The 15,651-nt window shown below is 57.7% G+C and carries 9 protein-coding genes and 1 pseudogene; 3 read left to right on the top strand and 7 right to left on the bottom strand.

Annotated features, from left to right (window positions below):
- Positions 1-64: 64 nt before the first annotated feature.
- Together AC2FEE_RS03435 and AC2FEE_RS03430 are read right to left on the bottom strand one after the other, a co-directional pair.
- Positions 65-883, bottom strand: a complete 819-nt coding sequence (locus AC2FEE_RS03435) for a SapC family protein (protein WP_496863063.1) — start codon at positions 881-883, stop codon at positions 65-67.
- Between the two features lie 60 nt (positions 884-943).
- Complete coding sequence (locus tag AC2FEE_RS03430) at positions 944-4,846, bottom strand: Ig-like domain-containing protein (protein ID WP_496863062.1); 3,903 nt, start codon at positions 4,844-4,846, stop codon at positions 944-946.
- Positions 4,847-5,001: 155 nt separating this feature from the next.
- Between AC2FEE_RS03430 and AC2FEE_RS03425 the strand changes: the two genes are divergently transcribed.
- The gene (locus AC2FEE_RS03425; protein ID WP_496863061.1) at positions 5,002-7,041 is read left to right on the top strand and encodes a beta-propeller fold lactonase family protein; all 2,040 of its coding nucleotides are present in this window, start codon (positions 5,002-5,004) and stop codon (positions 7,039-7,041) included.
- A 15-nt stretch (positions 7,042-7,056) separates the two neighbouring features.
- Here AC2FEE_RS03425 and AC2FEE_RS03420 read toward each other — a convergent pair whose 3' ends face one another.
- The 4 genes from AC2FEE_RS03420 to AC2FEE_RS03405 all read right to left on the bottom strand — a co-directional run bounded on the left by AC2FEE_RS03420 (position 7,057) and on the right by AC2FEE_RS03405 (position 10,982).
- A complete protein-coding gene (locus AC2FEE_RS03420; protein ID WP_496863060.1) occupies positions 7,057-8,373 on the bottom strand; it encodes an HlyD family type I secretion periplasmic adaptor subunit in 1,317 nt (438 codons plus the stop codon).
- On the bottom strand, positions 8,363-10,087 hold the full coding sequence (locus AC2FEE_RS03415) for a type I secretion system permease/ATPase (protein WP_496863324.1): 1,725 nt from the start codon (positions 10,085-10,087) through the stop codon (positions 8,363-8,365). The genes AC2FEE_RS03420 and AC2FEE_RS03415 overlap by 11 nt, the downstream gene beginning before the upstream one ends.
- A 460-nt stretch (positions 10,088-10,547) precedes the next feature.
- A complete protein-coding gene (locus tag AC2FEE_RS03410; RefSeq protein WP_496863059.1) occupies positions 10,548-10,793 on the bottom strand; it encodes a hypothetical protein in 246 nt (81 codons plus the stop codon).
- A 33-nt stretch (positions 10,794-10,826) separates the two neighbouring features.
- Positions 10,827-10,982: a helix-turn-helix domain-containing protein gene (locus AC2FEE_RS03405; protein WP_496863058.1), complete on the bottom strand. Its 156-nt coding sequence runs from the start codon at positions 10,980-10,982 to the stop codon at positions 10,827-10,829.
- 199 nt (positions 10,983-11,181) lie between these two features.
- Here AC2FEE_RS03405 and AC2FEE_RS03400 point away from each other — a divergent pair, with 199 nt between their 5' ends.
- Entirely contained in the window at positions 11,182-12,516 is a 1,335-nt protein-coding gene (locus AC2FEE_RS03400) for an SWIM zinc finger family protein (protein ID WP_496863057.1), read from the top strand.
- A complete protein-coding gene (locus AC2FEE_RS03395; protein WP_496863055.1) occupies positions 12,513-15,218 on the top strand; it encodes a DUF6493 family protein in 2,706 nt (901 codons plus the stop codon). Before AC2FEE_RS03400 ends, AC2FEE_RS03395 begins: the two co-directional genes overlap by 4 nt.
- Positions 15,219-15,389: 171 nt before the next feature.
- On the opposite strand, the pseudogene AC2FEE_RS03390 reads toward AC2FEE_RS03395, so the two are convergent.
- Positions 15,390-15,509: pseudogene (locus AC2FEE_RS03390) on the bottom strand (IS6 family transposase); the annotation flags it as partial.
- Positions 15,510-15,651: the final 142 nt, after the last annotated feature.

The following is a 15,651-nucleotide window of genomic DNA, read 5'->3' as shown; positions in this document are numbered from 1 at the left end:
CACTGCGGCGAAGAGGATATAAGGTGCAATTCCGAGATTGCGATTGAGTATTGGCATAGGTGTTTCACACCCCACTGGTTCCGAAGACATCGTCATTCTGCGCGTTGGCCATTGCACAAAGGAAACCGGAAATGTCTGAATTTTCAGTGTAGTTTTTAAGTGAGTATTGCTCTTTCAGCTGTTGTTCTACGCGCGCCAGCCACGCGAAATGGCAAAGCGAGATCTGGTGGGCGTGGATCAGCAGAAAGGCACCCGCTTCGACCAGTTCCAGTTTTTCAGCCTGAGTTAGTTTCTTTAAACGATGGGCTGATATGGACAAAGTCCCAGCGGGCAAAGTGATCCCGTCGAGGGGTTTAACGGGTTCAAAAAGCCCCACGGACTTGATTGCCTGGCAAAGCTCCAGCGTCGCCTCACGGGCCGCAACGCGGGTTTGAAGAAAGTTTCGCACATCGCGCAATTCTGGCGACAAATCCCCGGAAGCGTCAAAGAAGGACTCGTCTCTTGGATTGGTGCTTAGCAGCCCGGATGACTCATCCACGCTTAGCTGAAACAGGGCGGATCCGTCCGGCGTGTTTTCTCCCAGGGGCCGTGCCTGAAACGGATGGCATCGCAGGCTGGAAGGAACATAGGCTGCCAACCACTGCCCCTGTCGTGATACGAAAGGGGTGGGCATATCGTCTGACGGGGACAAAATGGCCCTGGGTTCGACACCTTCGCCGGTTTCCCTGAACACTATCGGAAAGGCGGCAGCAATCTGCGGAACTTCCCGCAATACAATCGCGCATTCGGTGCGATTGGCTGCAAATTCGTAAGAGGTGAAACGTTTCCAGTATCGATGCCCGTGCCGGGCGGCGGTGACAGGAACCAGGCCATTCTGCGCCATTATTGCTCCATGTTATAAAGGATAGCCGCCGGTCGTTGTGATCGACAGCCGTTTGGTCGCTTAAGCCGTTGCCCCGGTTGGGTCGGTATGCAGGATGTTGTCCGCGCTCAGGTCGGTCAGATCATCTAGCCCAGTGAATTGGGCGACAGTCTCAACCAACGCAGAGTTTGGAGCGCTGTAGTCAACCTTGACCAACACACTGTCAGCACCGTCCGTTGCCATAACGTAGATCTCGTCGCCCGCATGTAGACCGGCAAAGCTTTCAACAGCGGTTTCGATCGTGTTTTGGGACAAATCACCCAAAACCGTTGTCAGGCCAACGACACCGGTATCCGAGCCAATTACATCGCCTATGGCCAGGGTTTCGACATCCGTTCCGTCACCGCGCAGAGCTCCGACACTCAGGCCGCTGAACATAATGGCATCCGTAACCTCAGTTGCCGGGCCAATTGTGAATCCTGTTACCGTGTCGATACCGTTGGCCGCCGGGTCGGCCTCGAACACGACAATGTCTCGCCCTGCAGCCGAGACATCAATCGCATCGTTGCCGTCCTGCCCGCGGATGATGTTGTCGACGTCGGTTGCGACCAGCGTGTCACCACCGTTGGTACCGAGTTGGAAGACGGAATATCCGCCAACCGAAGTCGCGATCGTCAGCTCAATGGGTTTGCTTGCATCGACGACCGTCATGTCGAAGGTCATAACGGGCTGGCTCAGGTCAATAACGGGGTTGATACCATCGGGGATACCTGAGATGCCGGAGTAACGGATCACCGAGGCCCCGTCCGGGTTGGCAACCAAACTAATGAGACCACTACCGCGGACCTCAGACCCGAGGTCGTAGGTCGCAACGGAAGGGTCGAAGCCCAGATTCATAGCCAAGGCGAAGCCACCTGAAATATCCGTGTCTGGATCCGCGTAGACTTCGAAGGTCACCGTATTCCCGGAAATCCTGGCCTGAGTGATGACATAGGCTGCTGGTTCGTGTGCGGTGTTCTCGTCGGTCGCGGTTACAGGGTCCGGCCCACCGGAGACCGTTGCATCTGCTGAGAAATCAAGGGAATCGCCCGCGTCGATGCTCGAGAAATCCGATGCTGGGACGGCCAAAGACCAGCTGCCATCGACAGCCACAGTCGCGCTGCCAATCGGGCTTCCGTTGAGGAAAACATCCACCGCCTGGCCGGCGCTCAGGCCGGTCGAAGTTCCCGAAACGGTCACGCCAGATGCTTGAGCATCAGCTAGCGACATAGCGCTGTTCGTGCCGACAGGGCTCATGGTCAATACTGGCCGGAAATCCGTCGTCAGCGTAGTCGTAGCCGGTGTCGCCGGGTTACCAGCCTGATCGGTTACGCTGGCCGAGATCGGATAGCCGGTGCTGTCCGACAGAGCGGCCAGATCGACTGAGGGGACAGTTGCCGACCAGGAACCACCTGAAGCGGTGCCTGTGTATGTCTGACCGTTTAGAGTGACAGACACGGTTTGCCCATCCTCGGCGCTGGTTGCGCCCGTGATCGTCAGGTCGCTGCCTTGTTCGGTCACGTCCAGTTCGGAGCCCACGGATAGGGGATCGAGTGTAACGGTCGGAGCAGTGAAATCGGTGTCAAAACTTGCACTGTTTTGGGCGCTGTTGCCCGCTGCATCCGCTACCGAAGCATCGACATCATACGAGACCCCATCCTGAAGCGCGCCCAAGTCCGAGGATGGGGCCGTGTAGCTCCAAATGCCGCCGTTGACCGTGGTGGTGCCGGTAACATCCACTGTTCCGTCGGGGCGGGCGATTTCGACCGTCACCACTGTGCCGTCTGCGGCGTCAGAGGTGCCGGTTATTACCAGGTCGGTGCCCTGTTCCGCAGCGTTCATGACCGCACCATCCGACAGGCTTGTGATGTTCACCGTTGGCGCCGTGAAGTCTGTATCAAAGCTGTTGCTGGCCTGGACCGCCGGGTTTCTTGCTTGATCGGTCACATCTGCGGTGACCGCAATGGTGGCACCGTCCGACAAGGTTGCCAGATCCGCAGCAGGAACGGTAACGGTCCACGCGCCACCGGATGCAGCACCGGTGTAGGTTTGACCGTTCACGGAAACAGTCACGGTCTGCCCGTCCTCGGCTGTGGTCGAACCTGTGATGGTCAGGTCCGTGCCCCGCTCAGCTGCGTTCAGCATGGCACCATCCGAGAAGCTGTCGATCGAAAGCGTCGGTGCGGTCGCATCCTTGCCCAGTGGTACGTTGGCATGAGGCGCCGCCAGACCATCGGCGTCGGAAACGTCCGCAGTCACGGTAAAACTCCCTCCGTCTGGCAGGGCTGCCAGATCTGAGGTCGCGACGGTCACGCTCCAAGTGCCGCCTGAGACGGTATCGGTATAGGTCTGACCGTTCAGGTTGACCGTGACTTGCTGGCCGTCCTGTACATTGCCAGTCGACCCCGAGATCGTCAGGTCAGACCCCACTTCGACAGCGTTCAGAACCGCGCCGACGGATAGCGGAGAGATGGTGACGGAAGGTCCAGTCAGATCAACCGGGACGGATGCCGAGGCCGGGACTGAGAAGTTGCCAGCCGCATCGGAGACAGTCACGTTGAACGCGGCTGGTACGCCGGTCGACAGGCCAGAGAGATCGGTGTTGGGGATCGTCACGCTCCAGCCGCCGCCGGTGGCAGTTGTCGAATAGGTTTGACCACCGAACGTCACATTAACGGGCTGGCCGTCAAACGCTGTGGTCGATCCCGTCAGTGTCAGGTCGGCGCTGACATCGATCAACTCAATCGATCCGCCGGCAACCGGGTCCAGTGAAATTGTCGGAGCGGTAAAGTCCGTGTCGAAACTGGCACCTGCTTGCGTCGCCGGATTGCCCGCCTGATCGGTGACGTCAGCAGTGACGGCAATCGTTGCGCCGTCTGGCATGACAGCCAGTCCAGCGACGGGCACAGTTACGCTCCATTGCCCGGCGGTAACCGTACCTTCGTAGGTTTGCCCGTAGAGGGAGACGGTGACGGTTTGTCCGTCTTCGGCCGTTGTCGTGCCGGTAATGGTCAGATCGGTGGCCTGTTCAGCCGCGTTCATCACCACGCCGTCGGAAAACCCTGAGATTGTCAGGGTAGGGGGGCTAGTATCCACATCGAATGCGACCGTCTCAGACGACAGTTCTGTACCCTCGGCATCGAGATTTCGAATGGTCACGGTTTGCCCACCCTGCGGCAGGCTGGCTGCTTCGGCCGGTGTCAGTGAAACACTCCAGGACCCGTCATCTTCGGGCGTAACGGTCTTTGTGACCGAGCCGATGGTTACTTCCACAGTTTCCGTACCTTCCGGCGCGGCGAGGTTCATGTTGGCGCTGCTCAAGGCGTTGGCTTGCGAACCCGCCAGGTTGAGAACGGGATAGCTGGGGGTAGGCGCAGGCACAGGGGCGGCATCGTCGTCCCCTCCACCGCCGCCGCCGCCGCCGGCAGCGGCTGCGGCACCCGCCAGACCCAGACCACCCAAAGCAGCCCCGGTTCCGCTGATTCCCCCGATTGCGGCGGCGCCGCCGGCTTCGGCCAGGCTGAACTGAGCAATCTCGGATACGACGCCCTCGGCAATCATGACAGCACCGCTGTCCAGCACCTGCACGTTTTCGGCGGCAACAACCAGTTGTCGACCATCGGCCAGTTTCAGAAGAACGTCGCCATTATCCAGCAGCTTGACCGAACGCACCCCGTGAATCGTTTCCGCGAACTGAAAGGCATAAAGCTCTTCAATAGTGGCCTGCGCCAAGGCAGGCAGGGCCAGAATTGAAGATCCGATCCCACCAGCAATGCCACGGTCGGCCCAACGGCGCATTTTTCCGTCGATCCACTTGCGGATGTTCTGTTTACGCTCAAAATCGGGCTGATCACCAGCCGGATTGATCTTGGTTTCAGGTTCTTTGGTCATCTTGCCCTCACATGTGGTTTCCGCACCGGCCCGAGGGGTCGAGGTTTTGTTCATCTGTCTTTCCCTTCGGTGAATCATGCGGTCGGACCAGAAAAATTGAGTTAAACTGAAGCCGAACTCCTCGTTTTCTCCACATTCCCGCTTTGGTTTCGGACTGGGCATCGGATCATCCTGTAGTTGGTGCCAAATTTGGCGTGGGGTGATTTGATATGGTGTTTCAGTTCGAAGGAGTGGTTGCTACGGGGAGCACAGCGCTCGATTCAGGTATCGGCGATACGGCTTTAAAAACGCTTAATGGCGAAGTGTATCTGTTCAGCGTGACCGGTCCGGGCGGTGGAATTGCGGTGTGGAAGCTGGTCGAGGGCGCTCTGCCGCAGTTGCAGGACACCGAGTACTTCAGTGGCACGATCACGTATCAGGTAGGTGACAGCGCCTTGCCCGTGGTGCTGGCCGGCGACGATCAGCTTGTTCTGGATGTGCGTACGGCGACCGGGCTGGTCGGGTATGAGCTCAACCCAAACGGGACCGTGGGCGCCTTGCAGGAAACCGACTCGCTGGTCGGTGGCGGTGATATCTCGGCTATTGCTCAGTTCGGCGATGTGCTGACTATCGCGCATGAGGGAACAGGGCAGATCTCGACGTATACCGTTAACGGGGATGGTTCGTTGAGCTTGGCAGCTTCGGTCACAGGGCAGGCTGATTCGATGCAGGTGTTGCGGGTCGGGGCAGATCACTTCGTGATCGCGGCCGATTCTGTCAGCAACACAATCGGCACCTACAACGTCGACCAGGATACCGGCGCTCTGACCGCGGTGGATAACAGCGACGCGCTGGCGACACTGGGAATTGCGACGCCGACGGCAGTCGAGGTGGTGCAGGCTTTCGGCCAATCATGGGTTGTTGTGGCTGGGTCGGGCAGCAACTCGCTCAGCGTGATGGAATTAACGGTCGATGGGCGCCTGATTGTAACCGACCACGTTCTGGATTCGTTGCATACACGGATTGAAACTGTGCAGGATCTGGCCGTGATCGAAGCCGACGGGCATGTGTTTGTCGTGGCTGGCGGAGGTGATGACGGTGTTACCCTGTTTACCCTGACGCCGAACGGCCAGTTGGTGCATCTGGACAGTTTTGCCGACACCGTGCAAAGCGGCCTGCAAAACGTCGAAACGCTGAGCGTCGCTCATGTTGGGAACGAGCTGCAGATTCTCGTCAGTTCGCAACAGGATGCGGGGCTGACACAGCTCAGTGTTTCAATCGATGACCTGGGTATCGTGCGGGACGGGTTCGGGACGGTTACCGGGTCGGCGCAGAATGACATACTCAGTGGTAGCATACTGAACACTACCCTGATGGGCGGGGAAGGTGATGACATTCTGGTCGCAGGTGTCGGGGCGACCACGATGTATGGCGGAACCGGGGCGGATATCTTTGTCATGCAATATGGCAGCGACCCTACGACCATTAACGACTTCCAGGCAGGGGTCGACCGGCTAGACCTGTTCGACTATCCGCTGCTGCGCACTCCCGGACAGTTAGCTTTTACTGCCACCGCGCAGGGGGCGCAGATCGAATACATCGACGAGGTGATCGTCATCAACTCCGCGACTGGAGGCCCTCTGTCCAGCGCCGAAGTGTTCGGAGCGGGGTTTGGCGGGCCGGATCACATCCCGGTGGACTTCGGAGATTTCGGCGGGTTGGACCCAGGCAGTTCGGACGGCGTCTTGGGCGATATCTCGATCAACTCGGAAACCGCGAATCCCGGCCTGTCCGACGCAGAGATTCGCTTTACCCCGGACGGAGGCGGGACCATCAGCGTTCGCGCGGATGACGAAGGGCGTTTTGATCTGGGTTTACCCTCTGGCACGTTTGAGGGCGAGTTGGATATTATCAAAACCTATTCTCTGGCCAGTGACAAAATCTCGGCACTGGACGCCTTGCAAGCTTTGCGGATCTCGGTCGGGCTCGACCCGACATGGGGGTCTGCAACGCCAGAAAACCTGATCGCGGCAGATGTCAATCAGGATGGAACGGTCAATGCGTTCGACGCTTTGGCCATCCTTAAGCTATCTGTTGGCCTGCCGACGGGGCATGACGCGGGATGGGTTTTCCTTGACAAGGACGCAGACCTGTCCGGCATCACAGAGACCAACGTCAGTTACGAAACAGGCGTAAACGTGACTGCAGTCGACAATGTGATTGCCACAGACATGACCGCGATCCTGCTAGGGAACGTCGAGCAGGTCTGAAAACAACAGTCGCTGTTACTCGCGGAAGGCCCGGTTGAAATAGTCGGCCATAGGTTTGATCAAATAAGACAGGGGGCTTCTTTCGTCGGTTTTGATCATGGTTTCCACCGGCATCCCGGGCAACAAAGCTTGACCGTTCAGACGTTCGATTTCGCTGTCTTCCGGAGCAACTTCCGCACGGTAATAGGTCTGGCCGGTGTTTTCATCTGTGAAGGTATCTGCCGAAACAGTGATTACCTGCCCTTCAATTTCGGGTGTTTCACGTTGGTTGAATGCCGGAAAACGCAAGGACACAGGTTGGCCGACGTATAGCTGATCTACATGGATTGCGTCCACTCGTGCAGCGACAAGCAGAGGTGTGTCCTGAGGAACAACATACATCATCGGTTCTGCAGGTTGTATCACCGACTGTAGCGCAAAAACCTGACTGCCATAAACCGTCCCGGAGACAGGTGCGCGGATATCCAGCCGTGACAACCGTATATCCAGAGACAGGCGACGTTCAGCCAATTCCAATATCTGTGTCTGAACATCCCGCAATTCCGTGATGGCCTCTTCGCGTCGCGTGGCGGTCAATTCCACAATTTCGATCTCTGTTCCGGCAATTTGCCCAGCCAGGCGCGCAACTGTGGCCTCCAACCGACCAATCTCGCCTGTCAGGCTGGCCTCTTCGCGCTGCAGGGCGGAAACCCGGCTTGCCTGCGTCAGGCCACGATTTAGCAGGCTTTTTTGATCATCCAGTTCCTCTTGAATGAGTTCAACCTGACGCCGCAGAGAGACAAGTTGTGCCTCTGTGCCATCGATCTCTGTTTCGATCTGATCCCGCTGTTTGCCCAGTTGCTGAGTTTGTTGCGTTAGGGTCTCCAGCCGGGCTTCGAACAAGCTCCGCTGACCTGCGATCAGATCTTCATTTATGCTTTCCTGCTCTTGAACAATCGCCAACTGAGTTGCCAGCTCCTCGGCACTTGCACCGTCGCGTTCGGCCTCCAAACGGGCCCGCCGTGCCATCAGCTCAAACAGTTGAGATTCAACGATGGTCTTTTCTGACGACAAAAACGTATCGTCCAGACGGATCAGCATGTCTCCCTCGGAGACCACATCTCCGTCGCGGACAAAAATCTCTCCGACAACACCGCCATCAGGGTGTTCAACGACCTGCCGGTTGCTTTGAACCTCAATACTCCCCTGCGAGATAATGGCCCCGGCCAGACGGGTCTGAACCGCCCAGACGCCCAACCCGCCGACAAGAATGATCAGCGCCGCAAAACCAACGAAAGCCGGTACGGTGATCCGCCACACCGGGCGCGTATCTTGAGACACCTTATCCTGCATCTTTTTTCACCTGATTGAGGCCCCGTTTGATCGCACCGGCATTTTGCACCATTGCAGCCAGTACCTCGTCTCGGCTGCCGGTTTTCACTACCTGCCCGTTTTCGACAACCGCCAGATCGTCACATTCTGAAATCGCCTGCGGGCGGTGTGTCATGATGATGGTGGATTTGCCAGCCTCCTTCAGCCCTCGAACAGCAGCATTCAATGCCTCGGTTCCGTCAGCATCCAGGGCCGAATTCGGCTCGTCCAGGATCAGCATGACTGGGTCCCCGTACAAGGCACGCGCCAGCGCGATCCGTTGCTTTTGGCCACCGGACAACTGGCTGTCATTGCCTTCCAGAAACGTGTCATACCCCTTGCTGAGTTTAAGGATCAGGTCATGTGCCTTGGCTTTTTTAGCCGCAGCCACAACAGCCTCGGGATCCGGGTTTTCCGACATGCGGGCAATGTTCTCGGCCACCGTTCCGTTGAACAGGGTCACTGCCTGAGGCAGGTAACCGATGTGTTGGCCCAGATCAGTGGGATCGTATTGATCCAACGTCGCACCGCCCAGTCGGATTTCCCCTGTGGCCGGTTGCCACAGGCCCAACAGGGCCTTGGCCAGCGTCGATTTTCCCGACCCGCTTTTGCCGATGACACCAAGCGCGCGGCCCGGTTCAAGCTGCAGCGTCACGTTTCGCAGGGTCGGTTTGTCCGCGCCCGGCGGGATGACTGTCAGACCCTTGGCGGTCAGTCGGGCCTCGGGCACGGGCAGTTTGGTGCGTTGCTTTTCGGGCGGGGTTGCATCCAGAAACCGATTCAGCGAGGTCCAGGCCGTTCGCGCGCGCTCGACCATACCCCATTGGCCCACGGCTTGTTCGACCGGCGCTAGCGCACGACCCAGCAGGATCGAACCGGCGATCATAGCGCCAGGCGTCAGTTCGTTGCGCAGTACCAGCCAGGCGCCAAGCGCCAGCATCGCCGATTGCAGGAATAACCGCAGAGACTTGGTCAGCGAGGTAAAGCTACCGGTCCAGTCGCTGGCAGCGATGGTCTGGCGCAGGGCACTTGTCCGCTGGCGTTGCCATCGCTGGGTGATGTCCTCTTGCATGCCTTGTGATCGCACCACCTCGGCGGCCTGTCTGGCATGTTCCGAAAAGGCATTGGCTTGCGCCGAGGCCTGTTGTGCCGAGGCCACCTTGTGGCGCGTCAGGCCCTGGTTCAGCAACGCAATCACGATCAGCAGGGAACCGCCGACAACGGCCAGCCAGCCCAGCAGCGGGTGGAACAGGAAGATCGCCGCTAAAAAGACGGGGGTCCACGGGATATCCATCACCGCCAGCAAAACAGGAGAGGAACACAGGTTTTGAATCGATTCCAGATCGCGCAGCGCCGTTGCCGGGGCTGATCGTGCCTGCGGGTACAGCGACCGTCGCATGGTCGCATCGAACACACGTTCGTCCAGTTGTGACTGGAAGCGGGCACCAAACCGCGCGACGATTCTGCCGCGGGCGTAATCCAGCATTGCCATGAGCGCGTATAGCAGTGCCACCAGCAAGAACAGCGCTGTCAGGGTTTCAACTGCGCGGGATCCTAGCACCCGGTCATAGACCTGCAACATGAACAAAGGCCCTGTCAGCATCAGGATGTTGACAAATATGCTGAACAGAAAGGCCAGCGCCAGAAAGGTCATGCCCTGATTTCGTACTTTTCGCAGCTCGTGGCGAGGTGGCATCATCATGCGGTTTTCAATATTCACGTACGGAACCTTTGGTAACTGTTACTCTACAGGGCTTGGGCGTTTTCGATGGGCCGCATCTTAATTCTATAGCGCGGTGCTGAAAATGCGAGAGTTAGTGGATCGGCGGAAAGCTACTTGCTGTAAAGCCAATGATCGCCGGGTGGGTGTATTGACGCTCAAATCGCTCCCAATTTGGTCTCTATTGCAGTGTCACAAAAGGATGGAAACAGTCGGGAATCCGCCCCGCCGTTCAGGTGAGGCAGATAAAATCTGGTTTCCACACTGGTGTCCGTGATCGGAATCGCCCGTAGATCGGGGGGGGGACGAATTCGAAATCCGCGACAAACCAGATGCCGATACCATGTTCCACTGCCTTCTCGGCTGCCCAACTCGAGGATAGGTTCAACCTCGATGCCGCGCTTTTCGGTTTCCGCTTTAATCGCGGCACGTGTGGTCAAGCCAGCCTCGCGACGTCGGCTTCGTAAGAGATGATGCGATCCAAACACCGCTGGGAAATTCCAAACCAGACCTCAAGGTCGATGGCGGAGTATTTGGACTTGAAGACCACGATCATGTCGGTGGCGAGTAACGGACCGACGGAGGCAATGCTGAGCTGACCTGCGTGAAACCCGCGCGACGAATCCAGCAGGGTTTCCGCATCAACCTCGGCCTTGTGCAGGCGTGAGGTGGTGGTTAGCAATTCGAGCCCGGCTTGGGTCAGCCGCGCCTCGCGTCAGACCCGGTTGAACAGTTGAACATCGTAGCGGTTTTCCAGATCCTTCACCGGCGTCGACAGGGTGGGCTGGCTGATGTTCAGCTCGTTGGCCGCAGCCAAAAAACCGCTATAGGTCGCAACGGCAAGAAAGGACTTGAGTTCGGATTTCAACATAGGCTCAGAACATGTACTGCCCAGATGAATTCAATTGTGCTCATGAATGCCCGAAGATCACAGCCCGAGGGCCAGACGGCAAAGGGTCTCATTGTTGACATCTTTACCCCGACAATCTGTTTCCGAGTTCATTATAAAGCCATGGTTCATTGAGCCAGATTTCTGGAATGCTGGAATGCTGGAATGCTGGAATGCCGGAATGACCGGAGTTGACCACGTTTATCACTATTCCGGCTGCTCGACACTGGTCGGGCAGGATCAAGACCGCTCATTGTTTCTTGTTGCAGATCAGACTGGTGTCGATGAACCGCATACTTTTCTGAAGGCCGTTGCGAAAGAACCCGACGTGACGGCCAGAGCGTTGCGTGCGGTTTCTGAAATCGTGGGGTCACGGTTTTACATCCCGCCGTCCATGTTGGCGCGGATATTGCGCGAAGCCGATCCCGTTGCGACCGTTGGCCCGACAACAGTCCGGTTCGAAGGTTTCTCAGCCTGTTGCAGCGCCTATATCCGTCTGGATATTGATGAAGACGCCGTTGAGGTCGAACACCGCAGCAAAGGAACCACAAACGTGGATTTTGGGGCCGAGTTGCGGGCGCTGTTGGCTCAGACCCGACCGGAGAGCCGTTTGGAGATTGCAATCGGGGCACATGCGGTTGGACTGGCGCATGAACGCGCCAGTGTCACAGAGCGCAAGGTTCCACTGCCCTTGCGTTGGCTCAAAGGTTTTAGCGAAGTGCAGGGGCACCTGTCAGGAATGGAGAAAGCGTTCGCGTTGCCCCCCGTATCGGCCCAGCGGTTTCTCCGCAGCTTGCCGCGCTCGAAGTCGGATCACCGGATCTGGGTCGGGGCCACGGGCCCAAGAGTCAGAACCACGACCCGTCCGGCACCCGGAAGTGTGCCGTTGCGTGGAGGGCATCGCCTAAGGGTGTTCGAAACATTGGTTGGCAGGGCCGTGGCTCTTCATGTCTATGAAAATCCCGCCTTGCAAAGCTCGGCTTGGGTGCTCGATTTCGTATCGCAGCGGTTGACTCTGGTACTGAATGCCGAACCTTGGCGCGGGTTTTCCGGCGATGGCCGGCTGCTGTCAGATCTGGCGCGGAACGAAGCGGATATTGCCGCCCTACGGGCGCAGCTTCACTGGCAGGACCGTCTGGACCTGTCGTCTTTGGCCCAAAACAGCGGACTGTCTCATGATCGGGTCAGCACGGGCATGTCGCATCTGGCAGCCTTGGGTCTTGTGGGGTTCGACCTTGCTCATTCCACTTGGTTTCACAGGGTTCTTCCGTTCGACATGGACCGGATCGAGGCAATGAACCCCCGCCTGAAAGCGGCTCGGGAACTGGTGGATGCTAGGGCGGTCACACTTGAACAGGAAGGTGCAAAGGTAATCAGCAACGGGGCAGTTCATCGTGTGCGTTTTGGCGATGGCGCGCCGAGTTGCACCTGCCCGTGGTATGCCAGAAACAAAAACGCGCGAGGCCCCTGCAAGCACATTCTGGCCGCGGAACTGGAAATGGAGCGCTTACAGTGACCGAAGCAGAATTCGTGAAACTGATTTCAACCAAGCGGGCGCGTCACGTGTTGAAAACACTTTCTGGCATCCCTGAAGCCGACCGTCGCGCCTTTGCTCCGATCGCGCTGAAAACGCAGAAAGCATATGACAAAGCACATTGGGACACTCAATTTAACGGCAGAAATCGGATCCCGGAACTGGCCAAGGATGGTGATGCGCTTGGAGTCGCGGTTCTGGCGACAGCGCGCCCATCCGAGTATAGCTGCGGAGACTGGCGTATTCTGCCGCGTTCGATCCCTCTGACGGATGTATTTGGCGCCCTCGACCTCAGTTGGATTAACGATTGGGCGGTGGCGGCGGTCGAAGACAACCCCCGCCTGATCGAAGTGGTCCATATACTGTATGCTCAAGGGCAGTGCAGCATCCCGCAGACGGACGCCTACATATTGGGCTACTATGCCCATCAGGCGGCCATCCCGAGCCCTGCGCGTGACCGGTTTCTGACGCATGACGTCTGGCGGTTCTTCGAGGTTGAAGGCGGTGGTGATCTGAGCCTTGCCGCACATGACAAATACAGCGGGCCGGGGGTGTCCTGGACAAGCCTCCTGATCGGTCTGTGTGATGACGGCACATTGGACCGAGACCGGCTGTTGGACGCCTCGCTGGACGCGCTTGAACGGGATTTCGGGCAGTTTCGTGCCGGATGGTACTCGCGGTTTCACACCAGCCTTTGCCCTACGGACACAGAGGTTTTGCACCGGACCACGCGGTATCTGGACTTGCTTGGCAGCTCTGCGCCTCCGACTGTGGCCTTTGCGTTGAAGGTGTTGAAAAGGATCGACAAACTAAGCGGGATTGATCCTGTCGAGCTGCTGGCTTCGATCGAACCCGCATTGCAAGGTCGCCAGAAATCCAGTGCCCTCATGGCGCTGCAATTGCTGAAAAGCTGCGCCAAGTGCCATCCCGACAGGGCATCTGAAGTGGCTCTGACGGCCGCATCAGCCCTGATTTTCGAAGCCGGAGATGTGCAGGCAAAGGCCCTGGATCTTATCGAAACCTTGGGCCAGCACTCCGTACCAGAGGTTCAGGGCAAACTACGCGATTATGCGGATGTAGTTGCTCCGACAGTTCAGGAAAGGCTTGCTAAGATTATGGGAGGCGGCAAACCGACCCGGCTGCCTGAAGCGGATGATCTGGTGGCAAAGCTCGAGGTCCTTCGTCCGGTCGCGTCGGCTGAAGAAGCTGTGGCAGTGTTTCTTGAGCTTTTGGAAGACGGTAGCGATCCGTTTTTGACGGAACGCGCATTTGATGGCTTGGCCCGCTTCGGGGCGACGGCTGATTCCTTGTTGTCACCGCTGGCGAAGCGGGCAAATCAACTGAGAAACCGCATGGTGCAAGACGTGTTTAGCGGCGTAGGGAACTTCGAAAAACCAATAGTGGCGACCGCACTGGCATGGGCCAACGGGACGGATATAGAAGCTGAACTGCAGCCATTCCTTACGCCTCGGTATTCCGGGCACACGCCGCCTGGGATCGAACGCAACAGCTTTGAGGGGATGTTTGCAGTCAGGGCGCAAGAGTTGCTGGCTCTTGCGCGGAAAGGGCACATGGCACCCATGCTGTCGGCACCCAGTGACAACCGCGGGTATCTGGCGGCGGGACAGTTGATTGAACGGCTGGCAGAATACCGAAAGCTTGGCATCCGACCGGGTGACACTGATATCAAACTGGCGCTTATGCGTTTGGCGCCCGAAGGGCGCGAAGCGGCGATTAACGACGTGCAGCCGCTATCAGAACCGGAAAGGGCGCTTGCTTATGCTTTGGGGGCTGACTTGCCACCTGAAGCGGACAAACTACTATGGGCGATTGCGTGGTCGTCGACCCTGCCGCTGCGTGCCGATCCGCGCATTGAGGCCCTTGTTGGTGGACCAGTGCCGGGTGTGGGCCACCCGGCACGTTTTGAGTTCTTCGCAGATATTCGGCGGATAGATCAATATACTTGGCCGAGGCCGGAAATCCGGATCACCCCGCCAATTCCCGATGATGTCGATGCCGCATTGGGCTTTGCCCTGCCTGCAAAATCTGAGCATACTTTTTTGAGCGATCCAGGCAGCAGTTGGATGATGCACCCAAACTCCTGGGTGGGGTTAATCCGTCCTGCGCATACCGAGTTGTTCTTTGCCACGGGTATTTTTGAACTGGAACTGGACCAGAAACTGACCAACCATCATTGTATGATGTTCCTGGATCCGCTTTTTCGCCCCGATCCCAAACCCGGAACGATGGCACACGCCATGCTTTCCTGGTATCTGGCCAGTGCCGATGAGGGCGTCGGAACAACGACAATTGATGCAATGGCCACTTTGATGGCTCAGCAGCTGTTTGACCCAAGCGCGTTTGCATCAGCTGCGCATTCCCTTGTGTTTCACGCGGGCCTGCCGCTGCGACGGTGGACCAAGCGATTGACCCAACTGGCCGGAATATCCAACACCCATGCGCAGGCGGTGAAAACTGCGTTGGCGAGCATGATGGTCGACCTGCCGTCAGTGCTTCCGCGGGATCTGGGCGGCATTCTAGAACTGCTCTACGAGCTTTGCGTGGCCTCTGATGAACCGGCGGGGTCGTCGGACATTCAGTCAGCTTTGAACGCGATCAAGGCCGGAGGCAAAACGGGGAAGTTCGCGCGCAAAATTGCGGTCTTCGGCCAAACTGTGAATTGAATTCAACACCGGATACGTCAGAAGATCAGGGCGTGCTCCACGGCTGTAGACCGCTTAAAGGTATTCCAAGCTTTCCAGATCGTGATTCACGCGGGCATAAACTGTGCCATCACCGTCAGAGTATGCGGTGGGTAGCCGATCTGTTTCAGGCAGAAGGCGTCAATGACCCGCAACTCCGCGTTCCGCAAGCAGATCTTCAACATCGGCAGTACTGAGCGCGAAGCGATAGCAGTCCCAAACAGTATAGGCGATGATCTTAGGCGAAAAACGTAGACCTTTCAGGCCCGGCATATTGGGCGGTATTGTAATGCATGATGCATGACCTGTGCAGAACACCCAAACAAGCTGGCAATCACGTTTTCAGTTATACGTTGATATACAATTGGGCTTATCATTGCCGTCTAATCATGGTCGCATTTCTCGAAAGCCGCGA

The organism is Ruegeria sp. YTSC199, from assembly GCF_059609725.1.
This window is presented reverse-complemented; position numbering and strand designations above follow the sequence as displayed.